Origin of the sequence: Curtobacterium sp. YC1 (assembly GCF_016267665.1) — a bacterium.
GTDB lineage: Bacteria > Actinomycetota > Actinomycetes > Actinomycetales > Microbacteriaceae > Curtobacterium.
On sequence record NZ_CP066341.1, the window covers coordinates 2,061,341 to 2,076,309 of the forward strand.

At 72.7% G+C, this 14,969-nt stretch carries 16 protein-coding genes and 2 tRNA genes; 4 read left to right on the top strand and 14 right to left on the bottom strand.

Going from position 1 to position 14,969, the window contains the following annotated elements:
- Window positions 1-65: 65 nt before the first annotated feature.
- A complete protein-coding gene (locus I8920_RS09680; protein WP_198656162.1) occupies window positions 66-623 on the top strand; it encodes an RsmD family RNA methyltransferase in 558 nt (185 codons plus the stop codon).
- 33 nt (window positions 624-656) lie between these two features.
- On the opposite strand, the gene thiL is transcribed toward I8920_RS09680, so the two are convergent.
- Window positions 657-1,694: a thiamine-phosphate kinase gene (thiL, locus tag I8920_RS09685; RefSeq protein ID WP_198656163.1), complete on the bottom strand. Its 1,038-nt coding sequence runs from the start codon at window positions 1,692-1,694 to the stop codon at window positions 657-659.
- Between the two features lie 24 nt (window positions 1,695-1,718).
- On the opposite strand from thiL, the gene I8920_RS09690 reads away from it, so the two are divergent.
- Window positions 1,719-2,204, top strand: a complete 486-nt coding sequence (locus I8920_RS09690) for a DUF3515 family protein (protein ID WP_198656164.1) — start codon at window positions 1,719-1,721, stop codon at window positions 2,202-2,204.
- A 15-nt stretch (window positions 2,205-2,219) separates the two neighbouring features.
- Here the strand turns inward: I8920_RS09690 and I8920_RS09695 are convergent, their stop codons facing one another.
- The 6 genes from I8920_RS09695 to leuC all read right to left on the bottom strand — a co-directional run bounded on the left by I8920_RS09695 (window position 2,220) and on the right by leuC (window position 8,728).
- The gene (locus tag I8920_RS09695) at window positions 2,220-3,302 is read right to left on the bottom strand and encodes a D-alanine--D-alanine ligase family protein (RefSeq protein WP_198656165.1); all 1,083 of its coding nucleotides are present in this window, start codon (window positions 3,300-3,302) and stop codon (window positions 2,220-2,222) included.
- Between the two features lie 56 nt (window positions 3,303-3,358).
- Window positions 3,359-4,372 carry an NAD(P)H-dependent glycerol-3-phosphate dehydrogenase gene (locus I8920_RS09700; RefSeq protein ID WP_198658708.1) on the bottom strand — a complete coding sequence of 338 codons (1,014 nt, stop codon included), beginning with the start codon at window positions 4,370-4,372 and terminating at the stop codon, window positions 3,359-3,361.
- A 79-nt stretch (window positions 4,373-4,451) separates the two neighbouring features.
- Window positions 4,452-5,276 (bottom strand): lysophospholipid acyltransferase family protein, encoded by an 825-nt coding sequence (locus I8920_RS09705; protein WP_232832713.1) that lies wholly within the window; start codon window positions 5,274-5,276, stop codon window positions 4,452-4,454.
- A 31-nt stretch (window positions 5,277-5,307) separates the two neighbouring features.
- Entirely contained in the window at window positions 5,308-6,675 is a 1,368-nt protein-coding gene (gene murA / locus I8920_RS09710) for a UDP-N-acetylglucosamine 1-carboxyvinyltransferase (protein WP_198656166.1), read from the bottom strand.
- Window positions 6,675-7,271: a 3-isopropylmalate dehydratase small subunit gene (gene leuD / locus I8920_RS09715; protein WP_198656167.1), complete on the bottom strand. Its 597-nt coding sequence runs from the start codon at window positions 7,269-7,271 to the stop codon at window positions 6,675-6,677. Before leuD ends, murA begins: the two co-directional genes overlap by 1 nt.
- On the bottom strand, window positions 7,271-8,728 hold the full coding sequence (leuC, locus tag I8920_RS09720; RefSeq protein WP_198656168.1) for a 3-isopropylmalate dehydratase large subunit: 1,458 nt from the start codon (window positions 8,726-8,728) through the stop codon (window positions 7,271-7,273). The genes leuD and leuC overlap by 1 nt, the downstream gene beginning before the upstream one ends.
- A 225-nt stretch (window positions 8,729-8,953) precedes the next feature.
- Here leuC and I8920_RS09725 point away from each other — a divergent pair, with 225 nt between their 5' ends.
- Window positions 8,954-10,021 carry an FUSC family protein gene (locus I8920_RS09725; protein ID WP_198656169.1) on the top strand — a complete coding sequence of 356 codons (1,068 nt, stop codon included), beginning with the start codon at window positions 8,954-8,956 and terminating at the stop codon, window positions 10,019-10,021.
- A 68-nt stretch (window positions 10,022-10,089) separates the two neighbouring features.
- Here I8920_RS09725 and I8920_RS09730 read toward each other — a convergent pair whose 3' ends face one another.
- The 7 genes from I8920_RS09730 to I8920_RS09760 form a co-directional block, all read right to left on the bottom strand.
- Complete coding sequence (locus tag I8920_RS09730; RefSeq protein WP_198656170.1) at window positions 10,090-10,695, bottom strand: histidine phosphatase family protein; 606 nt, start codon at window positions 10,693-10,695, stop codon at window positions 10,090-10,092.
- Window positions 10,692-11,081: a fluoride efflux transporter CrcB gene (gene crcB, locus I8920_RS09735; RefSeq protein WP_198656171.1), complete on the bottom strand. Its 390-nt coding sequence runs from the start codon at window positions 11,079-11,081 to the stop codon at window positions 10,692-10,694. Before crcB ends, I8920_RS09730 begins: the two co-directional genes overlap by 4 nt.
- Window positions 11,078-11,548, bottom strand: a complete 471-nt coding sequence (locus I8920_RS09740; RefSeq protein ID WP_232832714.1) for a fluoride efflux transporter FluC — start codon at window positions 11,546-11,548, stop codon at window positions 11,078-11,080. The genes crcB and I8920_RS09740 overlap by 4 nt, the downstream gene beginning before the upstream one ends.
- A gap of 38 nt (window positions 11,549-11,586) precedes the next feature.
- A complete protein-coding gene (locus tag I8920_RS09745) occupies window positions 11,587-12,387 on the bottom strand; it encodes a DNA-formamidopyrimidine glycosylase family protein (protein ID WP_198656172.1) in 801 nt (266 codons plus the stop codon).
- A gap of 119 nt (window positions 12,388-12,506) precedes the next feature.
- Window positions 12,507-12,582: transfer RNA gene (locus tag I8920_RS09750), tRNA-Glu, on the bottom strand.
- Between the two features lie 35 nt (window positions 12,583-12,617).
- Window positions 12,618-12,693 (bottom strand) — tRNA-Glu (locus I8920_RS09755).
- 92 nt (window positions 12,694-12,785) lie between these two features.
- Window positions 12,786-13,421 (bottom strand): MBL fold metallo-hydrolase, encoded by a 636-nt coding sequence (locus I8920_RS09760; RefSeq protein ID WP_198656173.1) that lies wholly within the window; start codon window positions 13,419-13,421, stop codon window positions 12,786-12,788.
- 183 nt (window positions 13,422-13,604) lie between these two features.
- Here I8920_RS09760 and I8920_RS09765 point away from each other — a divergent pair, with 183 nt between their 5' ends.
- Entirely contained in the window at window positions 13,605-14,933 is a 1,329-nt protein-coding gene (locus tag I8920_RS09765; RefSeq protein ID WP_198656174.1) for a glycosyltransferase, read from the top strand.
- Window positions 14,934-14,969: the final 36 nt, after the last annotated feature.

Genomic DNA, 14,969 nt, shown 5'->3' on the forward strand with positions numbered 1-14,969 from the left:
CCGCGCCTCCCGAGCGGCCTGTGGAGAACGCCGGGCCGGAGCCGTCGCGCCGGTACGGTGGCTCCATGACCCGCATCATCGCCGGCGCCGCCGGCTCCCTGACGCTCCGGGTGCCGAAGTCCGGTACCCGCCCGACGAGCGACCGCGTGCGCGAGGCGCTGTTCTCGTCGCTCGAGGCACGGGGGCTCGTCGAGGGCACGTCGGTGGCCGACCTGTACGCGGGGACGGGTGCACTCGGGCTCGAGGCGGCGTCCCGCGGTGCGGCGGAGGTGGTCCTGGTCGACCGCGCGTCGGCGGCAGCGCAGGCCTGCCGGGCGAACGCGAAGGCCGTGCAGCAGCGGATCCCCGGCGTGCGGATCGACGTGCAGCCGCAGCCCGTGCTCGGCTACCTGCGCGGCACGGTCCGGACGTTCGACCTGGTCTTCATCGACCCGCCGTACGACGTCACGGAGCACGAGCTGGCCGAGGTGCTCGAGACCCTGGTGCCGAAGCTGACGACCGACGCGGTGGTGGTCGTGGAGCGGAGCAAGCGCTCCCCCGAACCGACCTGGCCCGCGGGGCTCGCGCCGTTCAGCAAGCGGAGCTACGGCGAGACGGTGGCGTGGGAGGCCGTCGCGGACTGAACCGCCCGTGCCGCCCGTACCGCCCGTGCGGGTTCACCCGGCGGCGCCGTCCCAGTCGGCGTACGGGTCCCAGCCGGTCGTCGGCACCGGTGCCCCGCCGCGCACGAGGTCCGCGTCGCCGCGTTCCCGGACGACCCCGATCCGCCGGAAGCCCCCGGGGAGCACCGCGTCGGCCGGGAACGTCGCGAGCAGGCCGTGGTCCTCGCCCCCGTGCAGGGCGGCCTCGTCGAGTCCGGTCGCGGCGGCGTCGAGTCCGGTCGCGGCGTCGTCGAGCCCGGTCGCGGCGTCGAGCTCCAGCGTGACGCGGCTCGCTCGGGCCATCCGGCCCCCGTCGATCGCGAGCCCGTCGGACAGGTCGAGCATCGCCGTCGCCCCCGCCCCGGCCGCGAGCGGGCCGTCCGCGATCGGTGGGACCGGTCGGCGCTGCCGTCCGACGTCCGGGTCCGCGTCGGCGCCGCTCGCCACGGTGGCCGCGCGGTCCGGCTCGCCGCGCTGGTCGACGCCGTCGCGGAACAACCGGGCCAACCCGCGGGCAGCGCGTCCGAGTTCGCCGGACACCGCCAGGACGTCGCCAGGCCGGGCGCCGGAGCGCAGGACGGGTCCGAGCGGGTGCGGGTCACCGAACGCCGTGACGGTCACGGTGAACGTGGCCGACGTCGACAGGTCGCCGCCCACCACGCCGCACCCGGGGGCCAGAGCCTCCACCGCGAGCCGGAACCCGTCCGCGATGCCCTCGAGCACCGCGGCGGGGGTGTCCTGGGGTGCGGCGATGGCGACGACGAGACCGCTCGGCGTCGCCCCCATGGCGGCGACGTCGGACAGGTTCGTGGCCGCCGCCTTCCACCCGACGTCCTCGGGCGAGGACCACGCCCAGCGGAAGTCCGGGCCGTGCACCATCATGTCCGTCGTCACGACGAAGCTGCCGTCGGGAGCGGCCACGACGGCGCAGTCGTCGCCCGGACCGAGGATCGGCGCGCCCGCGGGCAGGCGGCTCGTGATGCGGTCGAGGACGGCGAGTTCGCCGAGCTCCCCGACGGTCGGTCCGGCCCAGGCGTCGTACGTCGCGTCCACACGAGAACGGTAGCCTGGACCGCGATGGACACCGCGCGCCGCACCCCTCGCACCCTCGCGATCGTGGGGGCCGTCGTGGCCCTCGCCGCCGGGTTGACCGGGTGCACGAACGCGGTGTCGATGGCGCCCGCCCCATCTGCGAACGACGCCGCCTGCGCCGCCGTGCAGGTGCGCCTGCCCGAGACCGTCGGTTCGGGATCGGCCCTCCGCGCGACGAACGCGCAGGCCACCGCCGCCTGGGGCGATCCCGAGGTGGCGATCTACCACTGCGGCGTCGCCGTGCCGACGGTGTCCGACCTGCCGTGCTTCTCGCAGGGCGGGGTGGACTGGATCCGCGACGACCGGGGCGACCAGGTCGTCTTCACCACCTTCGGACGGTCACCCGCGGCGCAGGTCGTCGTCGACACGACGAAGACCACCGCACAGGTGGTGCAGGACCTGTCCGACGCGGTGTCGACGCTGCCGAAGGACGGTCACGCCTGCCTCGACCCGTCCGACGTGCAGGGCTGACGCGGCCCGCGCCGGTCAGCGGACGGCGGCCCGCCCCAGTTCGATGAGTTCGGTGACGAGTTCGCCGTACGAGACGCCGGACGCCGCCCAGCAGCGCGGGTACATCGACAGGGGCGTGAACCCGGGCATGGTGTTGACCTCGTTCACGACGAAGCCGTCCTCGGTCAGGAAGCAGTCGACCCGCGCCAGCCCGGCCCCGCCGATCGCCTCGAACGCGCGCGCGCCGATCGACCGGATCTCGTCGGTCTGCGCCGCGGTCAGGGGCGCGGGGCAGAGCAGTGACTCGTCACCGCCCAGGTACTTCGACGCGAAGTCGTAGAACCCCTCGTCGGGCACGACGATCTCGCCGGGCAGGCTCGTGCGCGGCACGCCGTCGCGCCCCTCGAGCACGGCGACCTCGACCTCGCGGCCGACCACGCGGGGCTCGACGATGACCTTGGAGTCGTGTCCGAAGGCCAGGTCCATCGCGGCGGCGAGCTGCGAGGGGTCGTCGACGCGCGAGACCCCCATGCTCGAACCGGCGCGGGCGGGCTTCACGAACAGCGGCCAGCCGTGCGCGGCGACCGCCCCGGCGACGCCGTCCGGGTCGGCGGCCCACTGCCGGCGGAGCACGGTGCTCCACGGCGCGACCCGCAGCCCGGCGTGCTCGAGCACGGCCTTCGCCACGTGCTTGTCCATCGCCAGGGCACTCGCGAGCACCCCGTCGCCGACGTACGGCAGACCGGCGATCTCGAGCATGCCCTGGATCGTGCCGTCCTCGCCGAACGGGCCGTGCAGGATCGGGAACACCACGTCGACCTCGATCATCGAGACCGTGCCGTCGGGGTGCGAGACGACGAGCTCGTTGGTGGCGGGCGACGTCGGGAACGCGATGCGGGTGCCGTTGTCGGGCACCGTCGGCAGCACGCCGTCCTGGATCGTCCACTGCGCCGGGTCGTCGGGCTGCAGGGTGAAGGCACCGTCGCGCGTGATGCCGATCGGGACGACCAGGTACTCGCCCCGGTCGACGACGTCCATGATGCCGCCGGCCGTGACGCAGCTGATCTCGTGCTCACTCGACCGCCCGCCGAAGAGCACGGCGACGGTGGTCGTGGGCATGGTTCCCTCGGGGATCGTGGGCACGGGAGTCCCTTCGTGACTCGGTGCGGGACCGGTCACTCGCCCTGGGGCTCGTCGGTCTCGGTGAGGTGCGGCGCGATGTTGCGCGGATCGAGCCTACCGGCGAGCACCTCGCCGACCTGGCTGACGATCGGCATGTCGACGCCGTTCGCGGCGGCGAGCTCGAGGATCGGGGCGACGGATGCCAGACCCTCTGCGGTCTGGTCCATCTGGCGCACGACCTCGTCGAACCGGTACCCCTGACCCAGCAGCCGGCCGGCGGTGTTGTTCCGCGACAGCGGCGACTGGCAGGTGGCGATGAGGTCGCCCAGGCCGGCCAGCCCGGACAGCGTGGACGGCTGCGCGCCGAGGGACACCGCGAACTCGGTCATCTCGGCGAGCCCACGCGTGATGATGGACGCCTTGGTGTTCTCGCCGTAGCCGACCCCGTCGACGATGCCGATCGCCACCGCGATGAGGTTCTTCAGCACGCCGCCGAACTCGGTGCCGATGACGTCGGTGTTCGTGAACGACCGGAAGTACGGGTTCGTCGCGACGGCGGCGACGGCGGTCGCGGTGTCCGCGCTCGACGACGACACCACGGCTGCGGTGGGCTGCCGACGGGCGATCTCGAGCGCCAGGTTCGGGCCGCTCGCGACGGCGATGCGGTCCTGGTCGATGCCGAGGCCCTGCAGCAGGACCTCACTCATCCGCAGACCGGTCGCCTTCTCGACGCCCTTCATCAGGCTGACGACGGGGACGCCCTCGGGCAGCAGCTCCTTGATCGCGGCGAGGTTCGACCGCAGGGTCTGCGACGGCACCGAGACGTACACCTGCTCCGCTCCCGACAGCACGGCTGCCAGGGACGTCGACGCGGTGAGCGTGCGCGGCAGGTTGATGCCGGGCAGGTAGTCGGAGTTGCGCTTCGTCTCGGTGATCTCGCGGGCGACCTCGGGTCGGCGGGCCCACAGCACGGTGGAGGCACCGCCCTCGGCCAGCACCTTCGCGAAGGTGGTCCCCCAGCTGCCGGCACCGATGACGGCGACACGCGGCTTGTCGGCGGACTGCATCACCACCCGGATGGCGGCGGTGTCGAAGGCCCCGGGCGCCGCGGCGGCGGGGTCGGGTCGGTCGTCGTGCGGTCGGAGGTCACTCAAACCTGCCGGTCTCCTTCTGGTTGTTGGCGGCCGGGTCCCAGCGGGTGGCCGGAGCCGGTTCGCCGCGGAGCTCCTCGAGCAGCGCGGTGATGCGGCTCATCAGGACCTCGGTCACCTGGAGCAGGGTCTGCTGGTCGATCGGCCGACCGCGGTACGGCGACAGGTCGATCGGGTCCCCGACGACGACGTCGACCCGGGACGGCGGGAACAGCCGGAGCTTCTTGCCGTACCGCGCCATGATGTGCTGCGTGCCCCAGTGCGCCATCGGCACGAGCGGCACGTCGTTCTCGAGCGCGATCCGCGCCGCCCCGGTCTTGCCGCGCATGGGCCACAGATCGGGGTCGCGGGTCAGCGTGCCCTCGGGGTAGACGATGATCGCCCCGCCCTGCTCGACCAGCGACCGTCCGCCACCGAGCGGGTCACTCAAGCGGGTCCGGCCGGACCGCTCGACGGGGATCTGCCCCATGCCCGACATGAGCTTGCCGACGACGGGGACCTTGAACAGCGACGCCTTCGCCAGGAAGCGGGGCGCGCGGCGGCTCAGGTACACCGCCGTGCCGACCACGAGCGGGTCGATGTTCGTGAAGTGGTTCGGCGCGAGCACGAACGCGCCTTCCGCCGGCAGGCGGTTCGGGCCGTGCCAGTGGTAGCGCGCGGAGAACCGGAACGTCGGGATGACGATCGAGGCGACGATGCGGAAGGCCGTGTTCAGCTCACCGCGGCGCCACCGGCGCCCCGGGACCGGGAGGCCCGTGGTGACGTCCGTGGCGGACGCACGCCGGGCCTCCAGGCCGTCACCGTCGCTGCGAGGCGACACGTCGTCGCCCGATCGCGATGACGACACGCGTCTAGCCCGCGAAGTCGAAGTCGGCGCCGAGCTTGCGCAGCTTCGGGATGAAGTGCTCGTAGCCGCGGCTGATGATGCCGACGTTGGTGATGTGCGACTCGCCCTCGGCGGTCAGCGCCGCGATGAGGTGACTGAACCCGCCACGCAGGTCGGGGACGCGCACGTTCGCGGCGTGCAGCGTGGTCGGGCCGGTGATGACCGCGGCCTGCTCGAAGGGGCGACGGGCGACACGGCGGTCGTGGCCGGGCAGGCCCTCCTTGTGCACGACGATGTCGGCACCCATCTCGTTGAGCGCCTCGGTGAAGCCGAACCGGTTCTCGTACACGGTCTCGTGCACGATGCTCGTGCCCTCGGCCTGGGTGAGTGCGACGACGAGCGGCTGCTGCCAGTCCGTCATGAAGCCGGGGTGCACGTCGGTCTCGATGACGACGGGCTTGAGGGTCTCGAGCTCCCGGTAGAACCGGATGCCGTCCTCCTGGATGTCGAAGCCGCCGCCGACCTTGCGGAAGACGTTGAGGAACGTCATGAGTTCCTGCTGCTTCGCGCCCTCGACGAAGATGTCGCCGTTCGTCGCGAGCGCGGCGGAGGCCCAGCTGGCGGCCTCGTTGCGGTCGTTGATCGCCCGGTGCGTGTACCCGCGCAGGCTCGCGACGCCCTCGATGAAGATCGTCCGGCTCGGCTCGACCGTGACGATCGCGCCCATCTTCTGCAGGATCGCGATGAGGTCCATGATCTCGGGCTCGATCGCCGCGTTGCGGAGCTCGGTGACGCCCTCGGCCAGGACCGACGACAGCAGGACCTGCTCGGTGGCGCCGACGCTCGGGTACGGCAGCTCGATGTGCGCGCCCTTGAGGCCGTTCGGAGCCGTGAGGTGGATGCCGTTCAGCTGCTTGTCGACGACGGCACCCATGGCGCGCAGCGCGTCGAGGTGGAAGTCGATCGGACGGTCGCCGATGCGGCAGCCGCCGAGGTCGGGGATGAACGCCTCGCCGAGCTTGTGCAGCAGCGGGCCGCAGAACAGGATCGGGATGCGGCTCGAGCCGGCGTGGGCGTCGATCTCGGCGAAGTGCGCCGACTCGACACGGGACGGGTCGAGGATGAGTTCGCCTCGTGCAGGATCGGTGACGCGCACACCGTGCACCTCGAGCAGGCCGCGGACGACCTTGACGTCGGAGATGTCCGGCACGTCCTTGAGGATCGACGGGGTGTCGCCGAGCAGCGCGGCCACCATGGCCTTCGTCGCGAGGTTCTTCGCCCCGCGGACCTCGATGCGTCCCACCAGGGGCTTGCCCCCGCGGATGACGATCTCGTCCGACTTGAGGCCCACGCGCGCCCCTGCGGCTGCTGCGTCCTGTACGAGAGAGTTCACTACTTCACCGGCAATGTCTTCGGCCGCCAACTGGAGCGGCGGGATTCGAACTCCGTGATCGCGGTCTCGTCACGGAGGGTGAGCCCGATGTCGTCGAGCCCTTCCATCAACCGCCAACGAGTGTAGGCGTCGATCTCGAAGGGGACGTCCACATCCCCGAGCGACACGCGCTGCGTCACGAGGTCGACCGTCGCCTCGATCCCCGGGTGCGCCTTGATGGCGGCCCACAGGCGCTCGACTTCCGATTCGGTCACGATCGCGGTGATCAGGCCCTGCTTGCCGGCGTTCCCCTTGAAGATGTCCGCGAAGCGGGACGACACGACGACCCGGAACCCGAAGTCGCGGAGCGCCCAGACCGCGTGCTCACGGCTCGACCCCGTCCCGAAGTCCGGTCCGGCGACGAGCACCCGGGCACCCTGGTACTCGGGCTGGTTCAGCACGAACGCGGGGTCCTGACGCCACCCGGAGAACAGGGCGTCCTCGAACCCGGTCTTCGTGACGCGCTTGAGGTAGACCGCGGGGATGATCTGGTCGGTGTCGACGTTCGACCGCTCGAGCGGTGCGGCGATGCCGGTGACGGTGGTGATCTTGTCCATCAGAAGGTCCCCTCGGTGGCGGTGGCGGACGTCGCCGCCGCGATCTCGTCGTCGGTCGCCAGGTCCCACGGGCTGGACAGCGTGCCGCGCACGGCGGTGGCGGCGGCGACGAGCGGCGACACCAGGTGCGTCCGGCCGCCCTTGCCCTGGCGCCCCTCGAAGTTGCGGTTCGAGGTGCTGGCGCAGCGCTCCCCCGGCGCGAGCTGGTCGGGGTTCATGCCGAGGCACATCGAGCAGCCGGCGAACCGCCACTCGGCGCCGAACTCCTTGATGACGACGTCGAGCCCCTCGGCCTCGGCCTCGAGCCGGACGCGGGCGGAACCGGGCACCACCATGACGCGCACGCCCGGTGCCTTCTGCCGCCCCTGGATGATCGACGCGAAGGCCCGCAGGTCCTCGATGCGCGAGTTCGTGCAGGACCCCATGAAGACGGCGTCGACGGCGATGTCCTTCATCGGGGTGCCGGCCGCCAGGTCCATGTACTCGAGCGCGCGGGACGCCGCCGCCTGGTCGTTCGGGTCCTCGAAGTCAGCAGGCGAGGGCACGGTCTCGGACAGCGACACGCCCTGACCGGGGTTCGTGCCCCACGTCACGAACGGCTCGAGCTCGTCGGCGTCGATGAACACCTCGGCGTCGAGCACGGCGTCGTCGTCGGTCGCCAGGGTGTCCCAGTACGCGACGGCGTCGTCCCAGTCCTGGCCGGTCGGGGCGTGGTCGCGGCCCTGCACGTAGTCGTACGTGGTCTGGTCGGGTGCGACCATGCCCGCGCGGGCGCCGGCCTCGATCGACATGTTGCAGATGGTCATGCGGCCCTCCATCGAGAGCGCACGGATCGCCGAACCACGGTACTCGAGCACGTAGCCCTGCCCGCCGCCCGTGCCGATCTCCGCGATGACGGCGAGGATGATGTCCTTCGCCGTGACGCCCGGGCGCAGCGTGCCCTCGACCGTGATCGCCATGGTCTTGAAGGGCTTGAGCGGCAGGGTCTGCGTGGCCAGGACGTGCTCGACCTCGGACGTGCCGATGCCGAACGCCATCGCGCCGAACGCCCCGTGCGTGCTGGTGTGCGAGTCGCCGCAGACGACGGTGATGCCGGGCATGGTCAGGCCGAGCTGCGGGCCGACGACGTGGACGATGCCCTGCTCCTTGTCGCCCAGCGAGTGCAGGCGCACGCCGAACTCCTCGCAGTTGCGACGCAGCGTCTCGATCTGGATCCGGCTGGTCGGGTCCGCGATGGGGCGGTCGATGGCGAGGGTCGGGGTGTTGTGGTCCTCGGTCGCGATGGTCAGGTCGAGGCGTCGGACCGGGCGACCGGCCTGCCGCAGGCCGTCGAAGGCCTGGGGGCTCGTGACCTCGTGCACGAGGTGGAGGTCGATGTACAGGAGGTCGGGGTTGCCGTCCTCGCCCTTGACCACGACGTGGTCGTCCCACACCTTCTCGGCGAGCGTCTTTCCCATCGGCTCGGCCCTCCTCGTCATCGTCGGTGCACCGCGACCGCGGCACCATCAGGCGACCCTACCATTGGTATACCAACGCGTGCCACGCCCGCCGCGCTCGCTTCGTCGTGTCCGGCACGGATCCTGCGTCCGGTCCGTCGCGCAGGCCTCGTCACGCCCGTCGCACCGGCCTGGAGGCCCACCCCGGCTCCCCGACACCCGTCGCGGTGGGAGGATGGTCGCGACATGACGACAGCTGCACACTCCGCCCGCACGACCAACCTGGAGGGCGCAGCACGCGCCGCGATCGCCGGGGGCGCCCCGCTCGCCCTGCTCATCGCGCTCGACCTGCCCGAGTACGCGGCGTTCGCGGTGTTCGCCGGGTTCACCGCCATCTTCGGCGCCACGGAGCCGTACCGGCAGCGCGCCGTCACCACCGGGGTCGCCGGCCTGCTGCAGACCCTGTGCATGGCCGCCGGCGTCGGGGTCGCGCTGGCCGGGTCGCAGCTCTGGTTGCAGGCCGTCGGGCTCGTCGTGGTGCTCGTCGTGGCGGTCTGCACGCTCTCCGTGCTCCGGACCATCCCCGCGCAGCCGATCTTCCCGGTGTTCGCGTTCGTCGTGTCGGCGCTCGTGCCGGTCCGGCCGTCCGACCTGCCGCTCGTCGCGGCGATCATCCTCGGCTCGGTGGTGTGGGCGTGGCTCGTCGCGATGTCGGGCCTGGTGCTCCGCCGCGTGTTCCACCCCCACGCGCCGCACCGGTTCCGGCCCCTGTCCGGACGGAAGCACCGCACCCTGGCCGTCCTGCGCACGCCGGCGCTGTGGGAGACCGTGGCGCTCAACGTGGTCGGGGCGCTCGTGGCCGGCGGGGTCGCCGAGTCGATCCCGGTGCTCGGGCACCCGTACTGGGCGGTGATCGCCGTGGTCTCGACCCTGCCCGCGCTCCGGCAGCGGCACACCGTGGCCCGTGCCGGGCAGCGCGTCGTGGGCACGGTCGGCGGCACCGTGATCGCGGTGGGGATCCTGCTGCTCGAGCCGTCGGCGTGGTGGATCGTCGTCATCGCCGTGGTGGGACAGTTCTTCGCCGAGATCTTCGTGGCGCGGTACTACGCCGTCTGCCTGCTGTTCCTGACCCCGTTGGCGCTGGCGGTGTCGTGGCTGAGCGTGCCCGAGGCACCGGAGCTGCTGGCCCTCGACCGCATCGCGCAGACCGTGCTCGGCGCCGTGGTGAGCGTCGGGCTGCTGGTCGTCGGGCGGGCGGTGGAGCGCCGGCGGGGGCGGCCGCTCGGTGCCACCAGCGCGATCCCGACCGTCTGACGGCCGCGAGGTGCGTGGCGGCGTCGCCACGGGCCTCCCGGCAGTCGGCAGACGGTCGAGCCGCCCGGTCAGTCGCGCGGCTGGATGTTCCAGGCGTCGATCACGGGGCGGCCGTGCTCGTAGCCGAGGATGCTGACCGACGCCGTACCGAGCTTCAGCACCGCACCGTCCTGCGGCGCGAGCCGGATCCACGCGGCGCCGAGCGCACGGAGCACGTGCCCGTGGGCGACGAACACGGCGTCGTGCCCCTCGGCGAGCACCGGGCGCGCGCGGTTCAGGATGCGCTCGACGCGGACCCGGACCTCGGCGGCGCTCTCCCCCGGGGTGTCACCCGCGGGCACGCCGTCGGTCCACAGGTCCCACGGCCCGTGCCGCAGCACCTTGATCTGCGGCGTGGTCAGGCCCTCGTACGCGCCGTAGTCCCACTCGTACAGGTCCTCGTCGAGCTCCGGCTCGACGCCGATCAGGTGCGCGGTGTCCCGGGCTCGCTGCAGCGGACTCGACAGTGCGAGCGCGAACGAGCGGTCGGCGAGGTACCTGCCGGCGCGCTGGGCCTGCTCGACGCCGTTCTCGGTGAGCGGGATGTCGGTGCGGCCGGTGTGCTGTCCGCTCTTCGACCACTCCGTCTCTCCGTGACGGACGAGGACGAGTTCGCCGGGGCGTTCCGAGGTCATGTGTTCCTTCCGAGCCAGAGGCCGAGCGCAGCCGCGCCGACCGAGACGACGAGCATCCCGAGGCCGTTCAGGACGGCGAGCCGGGGCTTGCCGGATCGGAGGAGCTGTACGGTCTCGACGCTCGCCGTCGAGAACGTCGTGTACCCACCCATCATGCCCGTCCCGAGCACCACGACCACGGAGGACGGGATGGTGCCCGCCTGGCCGAGCCCCGTCAGCAGGCCCAGCACGAGCGAGCCGGACACGTTGATGAGCACCGTGGCGAGGGGGAACGGAGCGATCCGCGTGCGTGCGGTGCGGGCGCGGACGGCCCCGTCGAGCACGAACCGGAGCGCGGCACCGGCGCCCCCACCGACCGCGACGAGCAGCAGTTCGAGGGGGTTCACCGCGTGTCCCCTCCTGGTCGGGTCGGCCGCGCTCGCGGTCGGGTCGGCCGCGCTCGCGGTCGGGTCAGCCCCGCGATCCACGTGCCGAGCACGACGGCCACGAGTCCGAGCGCCACGGACAGCAGCGCGTACCCGGAGCCGGCGCCCCACCGACCGGCGTCGAGGAGCCGTGCCGTGTCGTCGGCGAGGGTGCTGTACGTCGTGAACCCGCCCAGGACGCCCGTCCCGACGAGCAGGCGGATGCCGCGCCGACGACCGGCGTCCGGACCACGGCGGGCGAGCGCGTCGAGCAGCAGTCCGAGGCAGAACGCGCCGACGACGTTGATGCCGAGGACCACCCAGCTGATGCCGTCGCGCGGGGGGAACGCCGCGGCGAGCAGCGCACGTGCTGCGGTGCCGACCGCGCCACCGAGGGCGACGAGGAGGACGAGCCGCCAGCGCAGGTGCAGAGGTCGGTCGTCGCGCACGGCGATCAGGCTACTCTCCCGGCACGGCGGCGGACTGCTCAGCGGACCACCGGCTGGCACCGCGGGCACCACCACACCCGACGCGGTGGCGACCCCACCCGCTCGACGTCGTCGCGTGCGACCACGGCGGTGCCGCAGCGCAGGCACGGGCGACCGGCGCGACCCACGACCCAGTGCCGTTCGCCGCGGCGGGTCCGCCCCGTGGTGACCTGGTACGCCGCCGGCACGGTCGCCGAGTGCAGGAGCATCCGGCGCGCGAGCACGAGCAGCGCGTCGACGTCCACCCGGTCGACCGGGGTGTCCGGGTGCGCTCCGCGGAGGAAGCAGAGCTCGTTCACCCAGAGGTTGCCGAGCCCAGCCACGTTCCGCTGGTCGAGGAGCGCCGCGCGGACGGCACGGTCCGGGCGTGCGGCGAGCCGGTCGGCGGCGTCCGCTGCGTCGAACGGGTCGTGCAGCAGGTCCGGACCGAGGTACGCGAGCACGCGCGGGACGTCGGCGGTCGCGACGTGCTCGACGACCGGGAGCGACAGGCCCCACAGGGTGCGACCGTCGTCGAACGCCATCCGGACCTGGGCGTCCCGTGCGGCGTGGGCGGGCAGGCGACGACCGGCCCCGGTGAGCGTCCACGACCCCTGCATCCGCAGGTGGGTGTGCAGCGTGGTGCCGTCGTCGAACCGGGTGAGCAGGTGCTTGCCGTGTGTGTCGTGTCCCAGGACCCGGCGCCCCGCCAGGCTGCGACCGGCGGCGTCACCACCGCGGAGCTCGCCGCGCAGCACGACGGCACCGTCGACCTGCCGCAGGCGTGCGGCGAGGCGGTGGACCGAGTCGCCCTCTGGCATGCGCTCACGGTAGCCACGACGACCGACACCGCGCGGGCACGGACGGACGCGACGTCGAGCTGCGACGGACGTGGTCCGGAACGACGGAAGCCCCCCGGGCGGACCGGAGGGCTTCGTGCTGGTGACCCCAGCGGGATTCGAACCCGCGTTACCGCCGTGAGAGGGCAGCGTACTAGGCCGCTATACGATGGGGCCGCGGCATGTTGTCGGACTCGGAGGCTAGCCACCTGTGGTGACCCCAGCGGGATTCGAACCCGCGTTACCGCCGTGAGAGGGCAGCGTACTAGGCCGCTATACGATGGGGCCGTTCCGACAACTCGACAAGTATGGCACACCCCGTGCACGCGTACCAAAACGGGGCGTGTCGCCCGGGTGTGCCGCGCCTCCGGGCCGCCGGTCTAGAACGTCAGGGACTCCCCCGGACGGAGCACCACGAGGGACCCGTGGGGCTCGACCGCCTCGCGCAGTCGTGCCGTGTGCGCCTGGTACCCGACGTCGGACAGCGTGGCCTCGTGGATCGGGAACGCCCGCGTCGGCGCGAGCGCGGCGACGTAGTCCATCATCTCGGCGACCTTCAGCCAGGGCGCTCCGACCGGTGCCGCGAGCAGCTCGACCGGCACGCCGGGATCGGTGTACGAGTCGCCGGGGTGGAACAGGCGGCCGTCCACGAGCACGCCGGTGTTGTCGACGATCGGCACCGACGAGTGGATGAGCTGATGCCGCGTGCCGTGGAAGTCGAGCGAGAACGGGCCGACCGTGCGGTGGTCGCCGTCGGTCACCACGTCGACCGCGATGTCCGCGTCGGCGAGCGCGGCGCGGACGCCCTCGGGGCCGATGACGACGGCGTCCGGGTTCGCGTCGAGGATGCGGCGCACCTGGTCGGGCGTGACGTGGTCGGGGTGTTCGTGCGTGACGACGACCGCGACCACACCGGTGGCGTCGACCGAACGGGTGAAGCCCCCGGGGTCGAGGACCAGTCGCGCGTCGCCCTCCCGCAGGACCTGGCAGGCGTGTTCGAGCTTCGTGACCTCCATGCGGCCGACCCTACGCGCCGCCCCGCCCCGCGGTCAGCGCTCACGCGCCGGCCGGCGCCCGCCCCGTCAGCCGGCGCCCGCCGCCGCCCCGCGGGCGCTCCGCACTGCGGAACCCCGCACGAACCCCGCCACTGCGGCTCCGCCCCGTTGTCCGCGCACCGGGCCCGCCCTAGCGTCCACCCCATGACCCTGCACCCCTCCGTCACCGTGCCCGGCCCCCGCCGGGTCGTCAGCGTCGACCTCGACGCTCCGCTGCCGCGCCTCGTCGCCGACGGCACGGGTTCCTCCGCCCTCGTCGTCGGGTACCGCGACGGGTTCCCGGTGACGACGCTCGACGTGCTCCTGACCGCCGACCCGGCCGACGCCGCCCGCGCCCTGGCCCCCCTCATCGCCGACGGAGCCCGTCCGGTCGGTACGGCGCTGCCCCCGGTGCCGGACCTCGAACTCCCCCTCATCTCGATCGTGGTCTCGACCATCGTGACCCGGGTCGAGGACATCCGGAAGCTGCTCGACTTCCTCGAGCACCTGGACTACCCGCGGTACGAGGTCGTCCTCGTCGACAACCGTACGAAGGTGCCCGCGGACGACCCGCTGCCCGGCCTGCTGCAGGGCCGTGACGTCCGACTCGTCGTCGAGCGCCGCCCCGGCTGCTCCGCCGGTCGGAACGCCGGCGTGGCCGAGGCGCACGGCGAGATCATCGCGTTCACCGACGACGACGTCCGCGTCGACCCGCAGTGGCTCCGGTCGATCGGCACCCGCTTCGTCCGTGAGCCGGAGATCGCCGCCGTCACCGGCATGATCCTGCCCGTCGAACTCGAGACCCCGGCGCAGATCTGGTACGAGGCGTACTACGGCGGCTTCAGCGGCGAGCGCACCTTCGACCCCGTGACGATCGTGCCCGACGACGTACCGGGCGTCATGCGGCACGCGCAGGTCTCGGCCGTCGGCCCCGACGGCTCGGTCCGCAAGCACTTCGCGGTCTACGGCATCGGCGGCTACGGCGCCGGCGCGAACTGGGCTGTCCGCCGGTCGGCGTTCGACGCCGTCGGCGGCTTCGACCCCGTGCTCGGCGCCGGGGTCCCCGCCCGCGGCGGCGAGGACCTGGCGATCTTCATCGACCTGCTGTGGAGCGGCGGCCGCATCGGGTTCGAACCGCGTGCGGTCGTGCACCACCGGCACCGCCAGGACCTCGCCGGTCTGCACGGCCAGCTCCACTCGAACGGGGTCGGGTTCACGGCGCTCATGTGCGAGCTCATCGCGAAGGACCGTCGGCACGCGCTCGTGCTGGCCCGCCTGATGCCGCGTGCCGGCAGGATCAAGCTCAAGCAGCTGGTGTCGCGGCTGGCGGGCAGGCGCGACGCGGCGGCCGAGACGATCACCGAGGCGTCGACGACCCGCATCCCCCGGTCCTTGGCGTACCACGAGTTCCGCGGCTTCCCGGCCGGCCCGGCGGCGTACTTCCGCAGCCGCCGGTTCTGGCGCGAGGTCGAGCAGGGGCGCTTCCGTCCCTAGGGGCGTGACCACCCGACGGACGGGAGGCCCGTGGCA